The 17,989-nt window shown below is 72.3% G+C and carries 13 protein-coding genes and 1 pseudogene; 6 read left to right on the top strand and 8 right to left on the bottom strand.

Features of this window, described 5'->3' with window-relative positions:
* The first annotated feature begins 208 nt into the window (after window positions 1-208).
* Window positions 209-643, top strand: coding sequence for an SRPBCC domain-containing protein (locus K3N28_RS08800; RefSeq protein WP_255640266.1), 435 nt, complete (start codon window positions 209-211; stop codon window positions 641-643).
* Window positions 644-759: 116 nt separating this feature from the next.
* On the opposite strand, the gene K3N28_RS08795 is transcribed toward K3N28_RS08800, so the two are convergent.
* Complete coding sequence (locus K3N28_RS08795) at window positions 760-2,094, bottom strand: jacalin-like lectin (protein WP_228092119.1); 1,335 nt, start codon at window positions 2,092-2,094, stop codon at window positions 760-762.
* A 223-nt stretch (window positions 2,095-2,317) separates the two neighbouring features.
* Entirely contained in the window at window positions 2,318-4,018 is a 1,701-nt protein-coding gene (locus K3N28_RS08790) for a DUF2264 domain-containing protein (RefSeq protein ID WP_228092118.1), read from the bottom strand.
* A gap of 348 nt (window positions 4,019-4,366) precedes the next feature.
* Here K3N28_RS08790 and lanKC point away from each other — a divergent pair, with 348 nt between their 5' ends.
* The 4 genes from lanKC to K3N28_RS23340 all read left to right on the top strand — a co-directional run bounded on the left by lanKC (window position 4,367) and on the right by K3N28_RS23340 (window position 11,107).
* On the top strand, window positions 4,367-6,952 hold the full coding sequence (gene lanKC / locus K3N28_RS08785; protein ID WP_228092117.1) for a class III lanthionine synthetase LanKC: 2,586 nt from the start codon (window positions 4,367-4,369) through the stop codon (window positions 6,950-6,952).
* Between the two features lie 20 nt (window positions 6,953-6,972).
* Complete coding sequence (locus K3N28_RS08780) at window positions 6,973-7,119, top strand: SapB/AmfS family lanthipeptide (protein WP_228092116.1); 147 nt, start codon at window positions 6,973-6,975, stop codon at window positions 7,117-7,119.
* A 69-nt stretch (window positions 7,120-7,188) separates the two neighbouring features.
* On the top strand, window positions 7,189-8,847 hold the full coding sequence (locus tag K3N28_RS08775) for an ABC transporter ATP-binding protein (RefSeq protein ID WP_228092115.1): 1,659 nt from the start codon (window positions 7,189-7,191) through the stop codon (window positions 8,845-8,847).
* A gap of 340 nt (window positions 8,848-9,187) precedes the next feature.
* Window positions 9,188-11,107: an ABC transporter ATP-binding protein gene (locus tag K3N28_RS23340; RefSeq protein WP_304608703.1), complete on the top strand. Its 1,920-nt coding sequence runs from the start codon at window positions 9,188-9,190 to the stop codon at window positions 11,105-11,107.
* Here the strand turns inward: K3N28_RS23340 and K3N28_RS08765 are convergent.
* From K3N28_RS08765 to K3N28_RS08745, 5 genes are all read right to left on the bottom strand, one after another.
* On the bottom strand, window positions 11,086-11,688 hold the full coding sequence (locus K3N28_RS08765; protein ID WP_228092114.1) for a response regulator transcription factor: 603 nt from the start codon (window positions 11,686-11,688) through the stop codon (window positions 11,086-11,088). The two genes, K3N28_RS23340 and K3N28_RS08765, sit on opposite strands and share 22 nt — an antisense overlap.
* A gap of 362 nt (window positions 11,689-12,050) precedes the next feature.
* Window positions 12,051-12,779, bottom strand: a complete 729-nt coding sequence (locus K3N28_RS08760; protein ID WP_228092113.1) for a DedA family protein — start codon at window positions 12,777-12,779, stop codon at window positions 12,051-12,053.
* 55 nt (window positions 12,780-12,834) lie between these two features.
* Window positions 12,835-15,075 (bottom strand): MMPL family transporter, encoded by a 2,241-nt coding sequence (locus tag K3N28_RS08755; RefSeq protein WP_228092112.1) that lies wholly within the window; start codon window positions 15,073-15,075, stop codon window positions 12,835-12,837.
* A 138-nt stretch (window positions 15,076-15,213) separates the two neighbouring features.
* On the bottom strand, window positions 15,214-15,831 hold the full coding sequence (locus K3N28_RS08750; protein WP_228092111.1) for a TetR family transcriptional regulator: 618 nt from the start codon (window positions 15,829-15,831) through the stop codon (window positions 15,214-15,216).
* 88 nt (window positions 15,832-15,919) lie between these two features.
* On the bottom strand, window positions 15,920-16,948 hold the full coding sequence (locus K3N28_RS08745; protein WP_228092110.1) for a beta-propeller fold lactonase family protein: 1,029 nt from the start codon (window positions 16,946-16,948) through the stop codon (window positions 15,920-15,922).
* A 62-nt stretch (window positions 16,949-17,010) separates the two neighbouring features.
* On the opposite strand from K3N28_RS08745, the gene msrB reads away from it, so the two are divergent.
* On the top strand, window positions 17,011-17,421 hold the full coding sequence (gene msrB, locus K3N28_RS08740; protein ID WP_228092109.1) for a peptide-methionine (R)-S-oxide reductase MsrB: 411 nt from the start codon (window positions 17,011-17,013) through the stop codon (window positions 17,419-17,421).
* Window positions 17,422-17,468: 47 nt separating this feature from the next.
* Here the strand turns inward: msrB and K3N28_RS08735 are convergent.
* Window positions 17,469-17,918, bottom strand: a pseudogene (locus tag K3N28_RS08735) (WYL domain-containing protein); the annotation flags it as partial.
* Window positions 17,919-17,989 lie beyond the last annotated feature (71 nt).

Here is a 17,989-nt window from a genome sequence, read left to right as displayed (position 1 = left end):
CGGTCTGCCGCCGGCCGCCCCGACTGAAGACGGTCCCGTGCAGCTGCGGCCTGTTGGATTGCGGCGGACGCCGCAGCACGCGAACGCTCGCCCAGGACTGGAGGCGTGGGCGGAAGGCCGGGAGCAGGCCGCTGTTCGACGCTCGGACGCTCAGAGGGAAGGCGGGTGTTAGGGTCGCGCCATGGCGCGTACGGATAGGGCCTCGCGGGTGATCGCCGCTCCGATCGATCGTGTCTGGGCCGCTCTCGTCGATCCCGATGGGCTCCTGGCTTGGCTTCCTCCCTCCGGGATGACCGGTACATTCGAGCGATTCGACGCGCGGCCGGGCGGGTCGTACCGGCTGGTGCTGACTTATGCCGATGGATCTGGGGCACATGGCAAGACGACCGAGGACGCCGACGTCGTCGAGGCCCGCTTCGTCGACATCGTCCCCGGCTCGCGGGTCGTGCAGGCGGTGGAATTCGTCTCGGAGGACCCCGCCTTCGCCGGGACCATGACGATGACCTGGGCGGTCACCGCAGTCGGAGCGGGCACGCGCGTCGACATCATCGCCGAGGACGTCCCGGAAGGCATCTCCGCAGAGGACCACGCCGAAGGACTCGGCTCGTCGCTGGCCAATCTCGCCGCCTATTTGGAGCGGTGACCCGCCCTGCGGCTTTCGGAGCCGTGCACCGGACAAGAGGATCCGGGAGCCGCACGGCTCCCGGCCGTTCGTGTGCGTCGGTGCCGATCCGGTGACCGGCGCCGACGCGTGCCCGGCTAGCGGCGGGTGTAGACGACGCCGACCTTGTCGACCTCGGCTCCGGCGCGCCCGTGGAAGCCGGCGATCTGCCAGCCGCTGGGGGCCGTGTAGGTGGTGCAGTCGCCCGTGGTCGTGCCGGCGGCGAGGGTGCGGCCCGTGCTGGTCGTGAAGCGGGCGTAGAAGACACGCGTGTGGTTGTCGTGCTTGCCGCGGCACAGCCGCAGCGACACCGGGTGCTCCCCCGCGTTCAGGGTGAGCTGCACGAGGGTCCCGCCGCTGCCGCCGTGGTCGAGGACGGTGCCGTCGGCGAGCGTCGCGCCGATGAGGTCCACGCGGGCGCCGCCGCGCAGCCGCAGCGTCCGGGCGGCGTCGCCCGCGTCGAGGTCGTCCACGTCGGTGAAGAAGGCGCCGTGCGGGCCGCCGAACTGGTCGCTGAGCCGGAGGTCGCCGCCGGTGGACCAGGAGAAGTCCACCGCGATCGGGTAGTGGTCGGAGAGGTTCTCGCCCGCGTCGTTCCTGAAGGCGGCGTGGTCGTTGCGGTACTGCCGGGCGTCGAGCCGCACGTGGTCGCCGGAGCGGTAGAGGACCTTGTCGACGACCTCGCAGTTCGCGTCCACGGTGGCGTCCTGGCAGACCAGGGCCGGGTCGCCCTCGCGCGGGGCGACGCCGCCGCGGACCTGCTCGACCCAGGCGTCCGTGAGGCCGTTGCCCTGGGCGAACTCGGCGATGCCGTCGCCGCGTGTGTAACGGGTGTTGGTGTCGCCGTAGACGATCACGGCGTTCCCGGCCGAGTGCGCGGCCATGAACGCCGAGACCTGCGCCAGGTTGGCCTCGCGGGCGGCGATGTCGGCCGGTTCGCTGCCGGCGTCGGTGTGGAGGTTGTAGAGGTCGACCCAGACGCCTTCGGCGAGCCGGGCGCGCATGAAGGTGAAGCCCTTGGGGGTGAGGCAGTCGCCGGAGCCGGAGGCGCACTTGCTCCACTTGACGCGTTCGAAGTCCTCGAAGGGCATGTCGGACAAGGTGTTCAGGCCGTCGCCGAAGGGCACGCCGCCGCTGGTGGGCGTGCGGTGCGGGTGGTCGTCGGCGGCGTAGAGCGCCGCGTGGTAGTTGAAGTCCTCCTGGACGTGGACGATGTCGTAGGCGCCGAGGCGGGAGCCGATGATCGGCGTGTTCGTCTCGGGGTCGCCGTCGCCGAGCCCCAGCGGGAGGCCGGCGATGTTGTAGGAGAGGACGGACAGGTCGCCGGTCTGGGCGGTCTCCTGCGCGGCTGCCGCGCTCGGGAAGGCGGTGAAGGCGGCGGCGGTGAGTGCGGCGAGCGCGGCGAGCGCCGCCGGCCGGGGCGGAATGCGCATGGGTCTCCAGTTGTCGTGAGGGCCGAGCAATGCTCGGTTGTGGTTCTGGCGCAGTCAGATTGCCCGAAATACGCGAAATGCTCAAGACATCTGGGCGAAGACCGCCCCGCCGCGAGGTGAAAGGTCGCGGCGGGGCGCTGGAGGTGCTTCGGTGAGGGCGCGGCGTCAGCCGCGCGCCTTATTTCGTTGCGCGGAGGGGGATCGCGTGTCGCGAAGCGCGAGGCTACACATCGGTTCCGATATATATCATCGACTTCAGGACGTGCTTGCCGGGTTCGAGGACGCTCCTGAGCACCGGCAGCACCGTGGCGGGCCAGTACACGTGCGTGCCCTGCATCGGCTCGATGAGGGCGGCCTCGCGGCCGTCCTCGTCGGCGGGGACGCCGTCGATGATCTCCGAGCGCAGCCCGTGGCTGACGACCACCGCCTTGGAGTCCCCGACCTCGGCCACGTGCCCGAGTTTGGGCACGCACCAGCCGCCTTCGCCGGTGTGAAGGGTGCGTTCGGTCTCGATGACGTGGACGCGGGCGTGCCAGCCGTCGACGGCCGCTTCGAGCGAGGTCGTCACCGTGACGTCCGCCCAGGGCTGCCACGAGACGGTGAGCACGCCCTTCTCGTCGATCACGCCCTCGTCGGAGTCCTCGCGACCCTGCCAGTGGCGGCCGTCCTCGGACAGGAACAGCGCCCCGTCGGGCACGGCGGCCTCCAGGCCGGGCCCGGCGGTGGCGTGCGAGAAGCCCGCGAGCGAGGAGTAGGCGAGCTTGCCGTACGTCGCCTGCCCGCCGCGCGCCCACGGGTGCCACTTCTGGCCGTTCAGGCGCGTGACGTGCCCGTCCCGGTCGCGCACGTGCACCGCTCGCGCGGCCCGGTGCGGCTCGACCACCGGCTCCGGCGTCGCCGGGGCCACGGTCCAGAAGGGGTGATCGGCTCCGGTGAGCAGCCCGGCGAAGATCTTCGTGGCCCACCACGGGGAGCCGGCGGTCAGGTACTGCTCGACCACGGCGTCGTTCGGGTAGCCGTAGCCGACGGTGAGTCGGCCTTCGGGGTCGAGGATCGGCCGCTCCCACCACCACTGGAGGTGGCGGCGGCTGTACCCGGCGGCCTCGGCCCACGGCACGGCCTCGACGTCGGCGGCGGCCAGCGCGCCCCACAGGCAGCCTTGGGCGAAGCGGTAGCCGAGGCTGCGCCCGTAGGGGACGGCCGCGCCGTCGGCCGCGAACCAGGACCGGAACTTGCGGGCGAACGCGGCGGCATGGGCGACGTACCGGTCGTCACCGCTGAGCTTGAAGTGCAGCAGCGCATAGGTGTGGAACGCGAAGGGGTTGTAGTAGTCGACGCGCCCGCCGGGGCCGTCTTCGAAGACGGAGCTGCCGAGTTGGAACTCCCCCATGCGTTCGAGGTGGGCCGCCGCGATCGCGGGGTCGTGCTCGATGGCGACGCGTTTGAGGCCGTGTCCGGCGAAGACGGGGAAGTAATGCCAGTTGGTGTCGGCGACGTCCGCGGTGTAGGCGGTCGAGAGCCAGGAGGCGACCTTGTCCTTGGCGGTGCCGTCCAGGGGGTCCCAGATCTTCTCGGGGGCGAGGGCGAGGGCCCAGCCGACGGCGGCGGACTCGACGATGCGCTGGCCGCCGCCGGAGCCGACGTACCAGGCGTCGGCGGGGTCGAGGGCGCGGGCGAGCGTGGCGGCGAGTACGGCCCAGAGGTCGTCGGGGACGGCGTCCTTGGCGGCGGCGAGGCCCCACAGGGGCCGGGTCAGCAGCTCGAACCAGTTCTCGGCGTGCGTGTGGTTCGACATGGTGACGGGCATGGCCTCGGGTCCCCGGGCCGCGAGGTCGGCGGCGGGCCTGCCGATCGCGAGCGCGGCCGAGGCCCATCCCGCATGGCTGTGGTCGAGCGGTCCGAACGTGCGAAGCGGAGTTGTCACGCTGGCAGACGCTATCAACGCGCGCCGCGGACAGCAACCCCGCACCCGCTCGGCGCGCCGGCCCCCGCGGCGGACGTGGGCGAGGCCGCCGGCTCGACCGTTGAAGCCCTGACGGCCGCTCCGCCCTGTCCGGCGGCCGCAGTTTCGAGTGGACAAACGTACTCGGATACCGACTCGCCGAGATGCCTAAACATGTCCTGGTCGCCTTGATCGCCACTATCCCGTGTAGACCCTTGCGGATGCACGGATATGGGTTTTTCACGGGCGGATCGGTGATGAAACAGGGTAGTTCGGACCTTCCGAGTCCTGCACGATGAGGTGCAGCACCGGCTCTGGGAGGTTCAAGGGATGGACGACAGGTATGCGGCCTTCTGCATGGCCGATCCCGCGTTCTACGACGCGATGTACTCGGCCGAGACCGCAGGCGAGTCGTTCGCCGTCGCCGAGCGCCCGCTCCCCGAGGGCTGGCGGCGCTCCGAGTCCGACGACTGGCTGACCGTCCGCCACGAGGCGACGGCGCTGCCGATGCAGGGCTGGAAGATCCACGCGTCCGCCACGATGGACGGCGCGGAGCGGGTCCTCGAGAAGGTGTGGGACTACTGCGTGCCGCGCGGCATCCAGTTCAAGTTCCTGCGCTCCTCCTCGGCGCTGCTGGTGCGCGTCTCGAAGTACGCCCCGCGCGGCTACTCGGGGAAACTCGTCACGATCTACCCCGAGGACGACGCCGCCTGCGAGCGGATCCTCACGGAGCTGGGAACGCTCCTGGAAGGCGAGGCGGGGCCGTACATCCTCAGCGACCTGCGCTGGGGCAAGGGCCCGCTGCACGTGCGCTACGGGGCCTTCGCGAACCGGTACACCACCGACGAGCGCGGCGAAGTGGTCCCGGCGCTGGAGGACGGCGAGGGCCGCCTCGTGGCCGACCGGCGCGACCCGGTGTTCCACGTCCCCGAGTGGGTCGAGCTGCCGGCGTTCCTGAGGCCGCACCTGGAGGCGCGCGGCGCCGTGAAGGTCGACGAGATCCCCTTCACGATCGAGCGGGTGCTGCACTTCTCCAACGGCGGCGGCATCTACCTGGCCCGCGACGCGGAGGGACGGCAGGCGGTGCTCAAGGAGGGCCGCCCGCACGCGGGGCTGGACACGTGGGGCCACGACGCGGTCCAGCGCGTCGAGCACGAGCACGAGGTGCTGCGGCGTCTCGCCGGCGTCCCGGGCGTGCCCGAGGAGCGCGGCCTGTTCTGGCTGGGCGAGCACCGGTTCCTCGCGATGGAGTATGTGGAGGGCGACGTCCTCAGCAAGGCCGTCGTGACCCGCTACCCGCTCGTGGACGCCGACGCCACGGCCGCGGACTACGCCGCGTTCACCGAATGGGCCGTGGACGTCCACGCCCAGATCACCGCCATCGTGGAGCAGATCCACGAGCGGGGCCTCTCCTACGGGGACCTGCACCTGTTCAACGTCATGATCCGGCCCGACGGGCGGGCGTACCTGCTCGACTTCGAGGTGGCCGGGGAGGTCGACGCCGAACGCCGCGCGGGCCTGGGCAACCAGGGCTTCGCCGCGCCGCGGGCGCAGACCGGGGCCACGGCCGACCGGTACTCGCTGGCGTGCATGAAGCTGGCGCTGTTCCTGCCGATGACGAACCTCCTGGGCCTGCACCGGCTCAAGGCCCGCCACTTCGCGCAGATCATCCAGGAGCGCTTTCCCGTCCCGGACGGATGGCTCGACGACGCGGTCGACCTGATCGCCCCGCCCGAGTACGACTACGACGCACCGCGCACCGACCCCGACGCGTGGCCGGCGATGCGCGAGGAGATCCGCCGCGCCATCGTCGCCGCCGCGACGCCCGAACGCGACGACCGGCTCTTCCCCGGGGACATCCAGCAGTTCGAGTCCGGCGGGCTCGGGCTCGCCTACGGCGCCGCGGGCGTCCTGGTGGCCTTGCAGGCGGCCGGGGCCGAACGGTCGGAGCGCTTCGAGCGCTGGCTGGTCCAGCGCTCGATCGACCCCGCGGCGGGCTCGCGGCTCGGTCTCTACGACGGCCTGTCGGGGGCGGCCTTCGCGCTCGACCGGCTCGGGCACCACCAGGCGGCACTGGACACGGTGGACGTCGTCCTCGGCGAGGACTGGAAGTCCCTCGGCGGTGACCTGTTCGGCGGCCTGTCCGGGATCGGCCTGAACCTGCTGCACCTGGCCGAGACGCGGGACGAACCGGACCTGACCGAACTCGGCCTGACCTGCGCCGAGCTGGTGGCCGACCGCCTCGACGCCGAGACCGCCGGAGGCCCCAGCAGCGGCGGCCGCAATCCGTGGGCCGGGCTCATGCGCGGCGGCGCCGGACGGGCGATGCTGCTCATGCGGGCCTTCGACGCCACGGGCGACACCGCGTTCCTCGACGCCGCCGCCGCGGGCCTGCGGGCCGACCTCGGCCGCAGCGTCGTCCGCTCCAACGGGTCCCGCGAGATCGACGAGGGCTGGCGGACCATGCCGTATCTGGAGGCCGGCAGCGTCGGCCTGGGCATCGCCCTCGACGCGTACCTCGCCTACCGGCCCGACCCCGAGTTCGCCGAGGCCGCCGAACAGGTCGCCCTGGCCGCGCGCTCGCCCATGTACATCCTGCCGGGCCTGTTCACCGGCCGCGCCGGGATCCTCCTCTACCTCGCCGGGCGCAGCGAACGCCCGGCCCACGACCCCCTGGTCCGCGAACAGGTCCGGGCGCTCGCCTGGCACGCCCTGCCGTACGGCGAAGGCATGGCCTTCCCCGGCACCGGACTGCTGCGGCTCTCGATGGACCTCGCCACGGGAAGCGCGGGCGTCCTGCTCGCGCTCGCCGCGGCCCTCGGCGACGACCCGAGGGCGGGCCTCCCGTTGATCGGCAGCACCGCTGCCCCACAGACGCCGGCGCCTCGAGCGCTGGTGAACCCAGTTTCCCGATAGAACAACGAAAGGAAGTCATCATGGCTCTTCTCGACCTGCAAGGCATGGAAGGCAACAACGAGCTCAACACGGCCGGGAGCAGCGCGAGCGGGCACTCCTGCCCCTCCAACCTGAGCGCCACGCTCTGCGGCGGCACGAGCAGCCTGAGCGTGCTGCTCTGCCACTAGGCCTGACCCCGTCGCGGCCCCGGACGGCATTTCGCCGTCCGGGGCCGCGGCCGATGAACGGAGCCGCCGATGACCACCGCACCGGGACTCACGTTCGGCGCCGTCGTGCGCCGGTCCCGACGCCGACTGCCCCTGCTGGGAGCCTCCGGGCTGCTCGGGATGCTGAGCCTCTTGGCGCTGCCGCTGGCGCTCGCGAACGCGGTGGACACCGCGGTCGCCGGGCGCGGGGCGGGGACCTGGATCGCCGTCGCGGCGGCGCTGGTCCTGCTCGGGGTGGTCAGCGACCTCGTGGACGCGTACGCCGAGACGACGTGCGCGGCCGACGCGGCGGCGTGGCTGCGGACGGGCATGGTGCGACGGATGCTCGGCATCTCGCACCGGATCCGCGAGTTCGAGACGGGCGACCTGGTCGCCCGCACGTCGGGAGGCACCGCCGACGCGGCCCACGCCGGGCCGGGCCTGGTGGGCGCGGCGGCGGCCGTGCTGCCGCCGATCGGGGGCCTCGCGATGCTGCTGTGGCTGCATTGGACGCTCGCGATCGCGTTCGCCGTGGGGCTCGTGCTGGTGGCGCTGGTGTTGCGGCTCTTCGCGAAGCAGACGGCGGCCGCGGCGATCGCGTACCAGCGCGTGCAGGGCGGGATGGCGGCTCGGCTGACCGAGGCCATCGGGGGGCGGCGCACGATCGCCGCAGCGGGGACCGAGGACGCCGAGACCGACCGGGTCCTGTCCGAACTGCCGGCGCTGGCCGAGCACGGCCGCGCGAGCTGGAAGGCGGTGGCGGCGGCCGGAGGCCGAGCCGCGTTCGCGGGTCCGCTCGCGACGGTGGGCGTGCTCGCGGTGGCCGGTTTCCAAGTCGGCGCGGGGAACCTGAGCGCCGGCGAGGTGCTGGCCGCGGTCCAGTACGCGATGATCGGCGCCGGGCTCGGGTCGCTGACGGGCGTGATCGGGTCGCTGGCGCGGGCGAAGGCGGCGGTGGCGCGGCTGGCGGAGGTGCATGCGGTGCCCGTGGTCGAATACGGCGAGAGCGAACTGCCCGCCGGGAACGGACGCCTGGAGCTGCGGTCGGTGACCGTGCAGGGCGAGGCCGGGCCGATTCTGGAAGACGTGAGCCTCATCGTCCCCGGAGGGGCGGTGGCGGCGGTCGTGGGCGCATCGGGCTCGGGCAAGTCGGCCCTCGCGGCAGTGGCGGCACGGCTCCGCGACCCGGACCGAGGCGAAGTCCTGCTCGACGGCGTGCGCCTGGACCGCTTGTCCCGCGCAGCGTTGCGCGACGGCGTGGGCATCGCGACGGAACGGCCGACACTGGCCGGCGAGACACTGGCCGACGCGATGGGTCCGGGAAGACCGAGAGCGGCGGTGCTGGCCGCCGCGGCGGCGGTCGGCGCGCACGCCTTCGCGGAGCGGCTGCCGCGCGGGTACGACACCCCCCTGGAGTCGGTGCCGATGTCCGGAGGCGAGGCGCAGCGGATAGGCCTGGCGCGGGCTTGGCGGGCCGAACGCCTCCTGATCCTCGACGACGCCACGGCGGCCCTGGACGCGGTGAGCGAGCTGCGCATCGCCGAAGCACTGGCGGCGAGCGGACGGACGAGGATCGTGGCGACCCACAAGGCGCAAGTCGCAGAGCAGGCGGATGTGGTGATATGGCTCCACGAAGGCCGGGTGAGAGGCACGGGCGAGCATCAGGCACTGTGGACCGAACCGGCCTACCGGGAGGTCTTCCACCGATGACGGCCGCCGCATCGTCGCACCCCTGCGTCACTGTCGAACCGGGGGGCGTTCCGCGCCGACACGCCCGACCCCAGGTGCGGGACGAAACCGCAACCGCCGCACCCCCGAGCCGTCATCGAACCGGAGGGCGCTGCAAACCGCCACGCCCGACCGCAGGTACCGAGCATGGCCGAAGCCGTCGCACCGCCGTGCCGTCGTCGATCCGGGGGCTTCCGCGAACCGACGCACCCGGCCCCGGGAATCAGTCCCCTGCCGACGCGGTCGCGCCTCCGCGCCGCCGTCGCATCGGGGCAGCCCCGGGTCGACGTTCCCGAGACCGGGATCGGGCGGTGATGGCGCGATGAGGCCGCTGCTTCGCTACGCCGCATCCGGGCTGCGCCCCCGAGCGCTGGTCGCGCTCCTGCTGTGGTCGATCCCCGAGACCCTTCCCACCGCCGTCTTCGGGCTCATGGTCGCGCGCGCCCTCGACGACGGCTTCCTCGCCGGCCGGCCGTGGACCGGCGCCGCCTGGCTCGGCGGGCTCATGCTCGCCGCCGTCCTCGGCGCGATCGGCACCCGCGGCCTCTACGGCAGCCTCGGCACCACAGTGGAATCGTTCCGCGACCGCCTGGTGCGCCATGTGATCCGTCACGCGCTCCGAGCCGCCGTCGCCGGCGACCCCGACTCCGGAGCCGTCTCCCGCCTCGCCCGCCAAGTCGAGATCGCCCGCGACGCCTATGCCGGCGTGATCCTCGCCGTGCGCGGCTGCCTCGTCACCGCCGTCGGCGTCACCGTCGGCCTGCTCGCCCTCGACCCCCGGCTCGCGCTCATCATCCTGCCGCCGTTCCTGCTGGGGCTCGTCGCGTTCATCGCCACCCTCGGCTTCGCCGCCAAGCGGCACTGGCAGGCGGCCGAGGCCGACGAGCGCCTCGCCGAACGGGTCGGCCAAATCGCGGCCGCCGTGCCCGACCTCGCCGCATGCGGCGGCGAGGACCACGCCGCGGCGCTGGCCGCCGAACCGGTCGCACGGCTCCGGGCCGCCGAGCGCGCCCTCGCCGGAGCCGCGGCCCTCCGGGCCGGGTGCTTCGCCGTCGGCGGCTGGATGCCGCTGCTGGCGCTCCTGGCCGCCGCACCCTGGCTCGCCGACCGCGGACTCACCGCCGGGGCGCTCACCGGCGCGCTCCTGTACGTCCTCACCGGACTCCAGCCCGCCCTCACCGCCCTCGTCACCGGCCTCGGCGGCAGCGGTCTGCGCCTCTGTGTCGCCTTGGCCCGCATCCTCGACGGCGACGCGGCGGACGAGGGCGCCGACCCCGATCGGCGAGCGGAGCGACTCCGCCCCGACTCAGGCGAGGGCGAGGGCGAGGGCGAGCAGGGAGATCCCGCCCGACGCGCATCGAGCGCCGCCGAAACGGCAGCCCCGGCCCGAGCGCCCGCAGGGGCCGCGGCCGCCGATCCGGCGGACGCACCCGAACCCGCGCTCGCCGCCCAAGGCCTGACCTTCGCCTACGGCCCGCACGCCGCGCCGGCCGTCGCCGATCTCGACCTTACCGTCCACAAAGGCGACCATTTGGCCGTCATCGGCCCGAGCGGCATCGGCAAGTCCACACTGGCCGGCCTCCTCTGCGGCCTCCTGCGCCCCGACGCCGGCACCGTCGCCTACGGCCCCGACCGCACCGACGCCGCCGCGCTCACCACCGCCGACCTCGCCAGACGGCGCGTCCTCATCCCCCAAGAGGCCTACGTCTTCACCGGCACCGTCCGCGAGAACCTCCGCTACCTGCGCCCCGACGCCACGGACGCCGACCTGACCGCCGCCGCCTCGGCCGTAGGAGCCGCGCCCCTCGTCGACCGGCTCGGCGGGCTCGACGCCGCCGTGGACCCGCAGCGGCTCTCGGCCGGAGAACGCCAGCTCCTCGCGCTCGCCCGCGCCCACTGCTCCCCCGCGCCCATCGCCGTCCTCGACGAGGCCACCTGCCATCTCGACCCCACCGCCGAGGCCCGCGCCGAAGCGGCCTTCGCCGCCCGCGGCACCCTCGTCGTCATCGCCCACCGCGCCAGCTCGGCGATGCGCGCCCGCCGTCTCCTCATCATGGACGGTCGCACCGCCGCCGCCGGGGACCACGAGCACCTGCGGGCGGTCTCGCCCCTGTATCGGAAGCTGTTGGCGCACTGGGGAACCGACCACACCACAGAGCCTTCGGCCCGTGAGCGGTCCGCAGCGGCCACGGGTGCCGCCCCGACCGCTCGAGCGTCGGCTCAGATCCAGCCGGCCTCCTGAGCGATCCGCACCGCGTCGATCCGGCTGCGCGCGCCCGACTTGTGGATGGCGTTCGACAGGTAATTGCGGACCGTCCCCACCTGGAGGAACATCTTCTCGGCGATCTCGCGGGTCGTCGCCCCGGTCAGGATGAGGCTCAGAACCTCCTGCTCGCGCTTCGTGAGCGGGTTCGCCTGCGCGCGGATCGCGGCCAGCGCGATCGAGCCGTCGATGACGGGCTCCCCGCCGGTGAGCCGGTGGATGGCCTCGATGAGCCGGTCGAAGGTCTCACCGGTGTTGATGAAGCCCACGCGCGGGGCCATGAGGGTCAGGTCGGGCGGCAGGCCCGCCGCACGACTGGGATCGACCAGGAGCAGCACGCTCATGCCCGGCAACGCGCCGCAGATCTCGGCCGCCCTCGCGGGCGGCAGTAAACCGGAGTCGTGGATCAGCACGTCGGGACGCACCCGCAGGGCGGTCGTCACCACGTCGTCGTCTTGGTTCACATCGTCCACGAGGTCGATGCCCTGTTCGCCGGCCAGACCGCGCCGCAACGCGGTCCGCCACAGGCATTGCTCGTGGTGGACGAGTACTCGGATCATCGGTGCACACCGGTCCCACTAACGCAAGTCGCTCCCGACGCCCCACCCGCCGGATCCGTTCCCCCGTACTCGACCGAGGGTACCGGTTCATATAGGACGTTAAACGCGCGTCGATGTCGGATGATCGACAAAGGGCCTTCGGGAGGCGGATCGGCACGTTCGGCCCTCATTGGCCGGCTTCGCGCGAGACAACGCGGTTCCCCAGTGCGGCAAGGACATCCGTGCATTCGGGCCGCCGGCACGTGCCATGTGGGACGCCAGGGGCAGCATGGGCTCCTCGGTGCACACTGGCCGGAGCCGTGTGCCATGCGAGAGGCCGCCGAGCCGACGAGGGCCCGTCCGCATTGGACGGGCCCTCCATGTCAGGCGGCTTTCGAAGGCGCCTCGGGATCGGCCTTCGGCGGGTCGGCCGCCGCGGGCCGCTCGGGCTCGAATGCCGTGCCGGGTGCGAACCCGGCCGCGGACTCCGCGTCGGCCCCGGTCGCCGATGCCGCGGCCGCTTCGGTTTGGGTGCGTTGCCAGCGGCGCGCGAACCAGCTGAGGAGCAGGCCCACCGCCGCGACGGTGACCACCGATCCGATCAGCGATTGGAGGCCCGGCCCGGCGATCCACGCGATCAGCAGGCCCAGGCCCACGGAGTACGCCGCCCACAGCACGCCGCCGAGCGCGGCCATCCGCGCGTACGGCGGCTTCGTCGTCCCCGCCGCGGCCCACGCCAGCGCGGTGCGGCCCGCCGGGAGGAACCGCGCCACCATCGTGGTGCGGTACGGATGGTCGCTGATGGTGCGTTCGAGGAGGCGCTCGAACTTCGCGACCGTGCCGGTCACGAGTCCGCGGACCAGCCGCGGGCTGCGTCGCGCCAGCCCGGCGCGGATCCGGCGGAACACGCGGTAGCCGACGAACTCCCCGAGCCATGAGGAGCCGGCCGCGCCGACGAGCAGCACGACGATGAGGAGCGGATTGCCGAACACGAGCCCGGCGGCGGCGGTCACGAGCGTCGCGCTCGGGAGCATCGGCACGAAGAAGTCCGCGACCACCATGCCGATGAGGATGAGCATCGCCCAGAAGAAGACCATGAGTCCCCCGTTCACCGATGACCCGAGGGGCCCGGACCGGGGGTCGGCCCGGGCCCCTGGCGGGCCTCGGTTACTTGGCCGCTCCGACGAGCTCGCGCTCGTCATCGACCGGGGCGTCCTTCGCGAGGTGCTCCTGGAGCTTCTCCCCCTCGACGTCGACGTTCGGCAGGAGGCGATCGACCCACTTGGGGATCCACCACGAGCCGCGGCCGATCAGGGCCATGATCGCGGGGATGATCGCCATGCGGACCACGAACGCGTCGAAGATGACCGCGGCGGCCAGGGCGAAGCCCATCGAGGCGATGAGCGCTTCACCGCTGAAGATGAACGCCGCGAACACGCTGATCATGATGAGCGCGGCGGCGACCACGACCCGCGAGGAGTGGCCGTAGCCCTCCACGATCGCGGTCTTGGGGTCGGCGCCGTGCACATAGGCCTCGCGGACGCGGGTGACCAGGAAGATCTGGTAGTCCATCGCCAGGCCGAAGACGAGGCCGATCATGAGGATCGGCATCATCGACATGATCGGGCCGGGCTGGTCCACGTTGAACAGCTCGGCGCCCCAGCCCCACTGGAAGACCGCCACGAGCGCGCCGAGCGCGGCGAACACGCTGAGCATGAACCCGAGCGTGGCCATGATCGGCACGAGGATCGAGCGGAAGACCAGCAGCAGGATCAACGCCGCGAGGCCGACGACGATGAGCATGTACGGCAGCAGCGCGTCGTTGAGGTTGTCGGAGATGTCGATGTTCACCGCGGTCGCGCCGGTGACGGCCCAGTCGGCGTCGGCGCTGTCGCCGAGGACGTCGCGGATGCCGTGCACGAGATCGTTGGTGGCCTCCGCGGCCGGTGCGGTCTCGGGGACCACCGTGACCATCACGGTGTCGCCGGCGGCGTTCGGGAAGGCCTGGCCGACGACGGCGATGCCGTCGATGCCGTCCAGTTCGGTCATGACGTTCTGGGCGGCGGCCATCGGATCGACGCCCTCTTCGAGGTCGCCCACGATGATGAGCCGGCCGTTGAAGCCCTCCCCGAAGCCCTCGCTGATGAGGTCGTACGCCTGGCGCTGCGTGGACTCCTCGCCCATGGAACCGGCGTCCGGCAGGCCCAGTTCGAGGTCGAGCGCCGGGTAGGCGAGGGTGCCCAGGCCGAGGATGCCGACCAGGGCCACCAGGATCGGGTGGCGGGTGACGAAGCCGGCCCAGCGCTTGCCGCCGTTGGGTTTCGAACCGTGCGAGCCTTCGGCGATGCGGCGGCGCTGCCGCCTGGTGAAGATGCGCTTGCCGGTGAACCCGGCGAAGGCCGGGAGCAGGGTGACGGCGATGAGCACGGCGATGACGACGGTGACGGCGGCGGCCACGGCCATCTCGGTCAGGAACGGGATGTTCACGACCGACAGGCCCAGCAGCGCGATGACGACGGTGAGGCCCGCGAAGAACACGGCGGAACCGGCGGTGCCGACGGCGCGGCCCATGGCCTCGGCGCGGGCCCGCCGGTCCTCGACGCGTCCGTCGGCGGCGAGTTCGTTGCGATAGCGCGAGAGGATGAACAGCGCGTAGTCGATGCCGACGGCCAGGCCGATCATGGAGGCCAGGGTGCCGGTGGACTCGCTGACGTTCATGAAGGAGGTCGCGGCCAGGATGCCCGCGGTGGTGAGCATGACGCCCAGCACGGCGGTGACGATCGGCAGGCCCGCCGCGAGGAGGGCGCCGAAGGTGATCACGAGGACGACCAGGGCGACGCCGATGCCGATGAGCTCGGTGGTGCCGGTGTGGGGGACTTCCTGGAGAACGTCGCCGCCCACCTCGACGCGCAGACCGGCGTCCTCGGTGTCGGCCACGGCGTCTTCGAGGTAGTCGACGGTGGACTCGTCGAGTTCCATGGCGGGTTCGGCGTAATCGACCTGGAGGACGCCGATGTTCGCCTCGGGCGCCAGCATGCCGATCGGGTTGCCGGCCTCGTCGACGTCGAAGGGGCTGGTGACGCCGGCGATCTGCGGCGAATCCCTCATGACCGCGGCGAGGTCTTCGATGATCGCCCGGTTGTCCTCGTCGGCGAGGGTCTCGCCTTCGGCGGCCTCGAAGACGAGCTGGGCGCTGCCGCCGTCGGCGTCCATCTCCGGGAAGCGGTCTTCGAGGAGGTCGAAGGCCTCCTGGGATTCGGTGCCGGGGAGGACGAACTCGGGGTTCGTCTCTTGCTGGAGGGCGCCGGCGGCGCCGACGACGCCGCCGACGATGAGGACCCAGACGGCGAGGACGAGCCATCGCAGTCGATAGGACCCTCTGCCGAGGCGGTAGAGGAAGGTTGCCACGGTGGGTGCTCCTTACAGGGTTCACCGTCCGGCCCCGCCTTCGGCTGCGTTCGTCGAACGTCAGTGGGTGTGCGGCGGCGGGGCCGGTCGGCTCGGGTGGTGTTCGCCGACGTCTTCGTCGGCGGGTTTCCTGGTGTTTCAGCTATGGGGTGTGGTTATGGGTCTGGTGATGCCGGACTCCAACTGGGCGAAGGCCTGGGTGATGGCCTCGGCGAGGGTGCGGTCGCGGGGGTTGGCGACCCAGTCCTCATTGGAGATCTTCATGGTGACGAGCGCGCTGCCCAGTACGAGCCGCGGGTAGAGGTCCTCGGTGCTCTGGCCGGTGGCCTCGGCGACGATGCCGAGCAGTTCGGCGAAGAGCTCCATGAACTGTCCCGCCTGGACTTTGATGAGTTCGGGCGAGCTGCGGATGAGCGATTCGCGGCACTGCATCTGGGCGATGTCGAAGCGCTCGTCCATGCGCAGGCCGACGCAGGCGTCGCGCAGGGCGTCCCAGATGGGCTGCCGGGCGGCGCGGTCGCGAACCGCCGCGATGAACTCGCCGGTGACCTGGTGGAAGTCGTGGAGGAAGGCCGCTTCCTTGTTCGGGAAGTAGTTGTGGAAGGTGCGCGTGGACACCCCGGCCTCGGCCGCGATCTCGTCGGCGGTGACCGCTTCGAGACCGCCCTTCTCGATGGCCAGGCGCAGGGTGGCGTGGCAGAGGGCCGCCTTGGTGGCGGCCTTCTTGCGTTCGCGGAGCCCGGACTGGTCACTCATGAGAGCGACTCTATGCGGAGTCACCGCTGTTTACAAGATTCACGAGCGGAAATTTTGCATGAAATGCAAATTTTCCCGTCGGGAAAGATTATGTGAGCGGAGCCACGCAGGTGACGCCCGGAACGGTCCACTCCACGGTGGCCTCGGCCTCACCGGTCGGGTCGACGCGGGTGACGACACCGGTGTGCTGGCAGGCCACGAGCAGTGTGCCGTCGGCGGTGAGCACGGCGTCCCGCGGCCAGGCGGCGCCGACCGGGACCGAGCGGACGAGCGAGCCGTCGGCCGGGTCCACGGAGGCGAGCTGGTCGGTGCCGCGCACGCTGATGTACGCCAGGCCGCGCTCGGGGTCGGGCACGACGGCCGCGGGGAACGCCTTCGGCGCCTCCTCGTCGAGGCCGATGTCCGGCAGGGCCGCCAGGTCGGCGGGCTCGCCGCCGGGCAGCGGCACCGACGGACCGAACGCGAAGGTGGCCGAGCGCTCGTGGAAGGTGCCCACCGCCACCGCGTTCGCCAGCTCCCCCGCGATCACCGCGCGGTCGCCGACGAAGGCGAGGTGGCGCGGCCCGAAGCCCGGTTCGAGCTCGGTGGTGGCGGCCGGGACGAGCTTGCCGTCGTCGCCGAGGTCGAACGCGTGGATGCGATCGGAGCCGAGGTCGACGGCCAGCACCCGTCCCATGTGGCACACCACCTGATGCGCGTGCGGGCCCGACTGCCGCTCGGCGTCGGGACCGGAGCCCGAGAGCTTGAAGACGTCCGCGGCCTCGCCGAGGGTGCCGTCCTCCCCGATCGGCAGCACCGCGACCGAGGCGCCGCCCCCGTCCGGCTTGCCGTAGTTGGCGACCAGCAGCCAGCGCCCGCTCGGATCGACCTGGCCGTGGCAGGGGTTGCTGCCGCCGGTGGACCGGCCCTGGCCGGCCCGCTCGAGCGCGAAGTCCTCGCCGACGCGCCAGGCCGCGGCGAAGCCGGGCTCGGTCTCGGTGAGGGTGTAGACCGCGTCGGGTCCGACGTGGACCCACGACGGGTTGACCACCGGCGCCGCCGCGCCGAGTCCGTCGGGGCCGGCCACGACGAGACCGGGGCCGCCTTCAGTGGTGTAGTCGCCAAGGAGGTACCGCATGGGCCTGATCCTAGCCGTCCGGACGGCGGACGCCGCGCCCTCGGGCTCCTACACTGGGGAGCATGGTCCAAGATCGCAAGAGCGACGAGGCATGGCGGGAGCGGCTCACCCGCGACGAGTACCGGGTGCTGCGCGAAGGCGGCACCGAGGCCCCGTGGACGGGCGAGTACGTCGACGAGAAGCGCCGGGGCGTCTACCGGTGCCGCGCCTGCGGGTCCGAGCTGTTCGCCTCGGACACGAAGTTCGACTCCCACTGCGGGTGGCCCTCGTTCTGGACCCCGATGGCCGGTGAGCGCGTGCGCCTGCTGGAGGACGACAGCATGGGCATGCGGCGCACCGAGGTGCGCTGCGCCAACTGCGACTCGCACCTGGGCCACGTGTTCTACGGGGAAGGCTGGGACAACCCGGAAGACGCCCGATTCTGCATCAATTCGATCAGCCTGACGCTGGAGCCCGCGACCGCGGAGGAGTAGGCGAGCGGCCGTGAACCGGAGCGGGGAACGGTGTCGAGCCGCCCGGTTCAGCCGTAGTGGCGGAGGATCTGCGAGGCGAGTTCCTTGAGCCGGGCGCGGGCTTCGGGCGGGTCGAGGACGGTGACCGAATCGGCGAACGCGAGCAGCTGGCGCACGTCTTCGAGTTCGCGGCACCGGAGGACGGCCGAGGTGCGCCCGTGCTCGTCCCGCGCTCCCAGTGAAAGGCGGTTGCCGAGCATGCGCTCGGCCCGCTCCACCTGATGGGCCTGGACGAGCAGGCGGATCTCGAGGCCGCCGGCGGACTCCCATCCCGAGGTGAGCGCGGCGGCGACGTCGGCGAGGCGCGCCCCGGCCCGGAGCCGCCGGGGTGTGTCGAGCGGTTCCCATCGGTCGATGCGCCGCAGGTTCAGCAGGCGCGGTTCGCCGAGCTCGTCGGCGACCAGATACCAGCGGCCGCCTTTCGCCAAGAGGCCGTACGGATCGACGGTCCGCCGGCGGGGTTCCTCGCCGCCGGGAGCGCGCGGTCGGCACGGGCAGGAGGGCGCCTATCACACGCGGGGCCGTACGG

The sequence above is a fragment of the Glycomyces sp. TRM65418 genome, assembly GCF_019710475.1.
Classification (GTDB): domain Bacteria; phylum Actinomycetota; class Actinomycetes; order Mycobacteriales; family Micromonosporaceae; genus Glycomyces.
Note: the sequence above shows the minus strand (reverse complement) of the source record. Positions and strands in the feature narration are given on the sequence as shown.

What these genes read in the sequence shown, in the direction of transcription:
- K3N28_RS08780 (WP_228092116.1), top strand. Translation starts at nt 6,973, where the DNA reads ATGGCTCTTCTCGACCTGCAAGGCATGGAAGGCAACAACGAGCTCAAC.
- msrB (WP_228092109.1), top strand. Translation starts at nt 17,011, where the DNA reads ATGGTCCAAGATCGCAAGAGCGACGAGGCATGGCGGGAGCGGCTCACC.
- K3N28_RS08745 (WP_228092110.1), bottom strand. Translation starts at nt 16,948, where the DNA reads ATGCGGTACCTCCTTGGCGACTACACCACTGAAGGCGGCCCCGGTCTC.
- K3N28_RS08765 (WP_228092114.1), bottom strand. Translation starts at nt 11,688, where the DNA reads ATGATCCGAGTACTCGTCCACCACGAGCAATGCCTGTGGCGGACCGCG.
- K3N28_RS23340 (WP_304608703.1), top strand. Translation starts at nt 9,188, where the DNA reads ATGAGGCCGCTGCTTCGCTACGCCGCATCCGGGCTGCGCCCCCGAGCG.
- K3N28_RS08795 (WP_228092119.1), bottom strand. Translation starts at nt 2,094, where the DNA reads ATGCGCATTCCGCCCCGGCCGGCGGCGCTCGCCGCGCTCGCCGCACTC.
- K3N28_RS08750 (WP_228092111.1), bottom strand. Translation starts at nt 15,831, where the DNA reads ATGAGTGACCAGTCCGGGCTCCGCGAACGCAAGAAGGCCGCCACCAAG.
- lanKC (WP_228092117.1), top strand. Translation starts at nt 4,367, where the DNA reads ATGGACGACAGGTATGCGGCCTTCTGCATGGCCGATCCCGCGTTCTAC.
- K3N28_RS08775 (WP_228092115.1), top strand. Translation starts at nt 7,189, where the DNA reads ATGACCACCGCACCGGGACTCACGTTCGGCGCCGTCGTGCGCCGGTCC.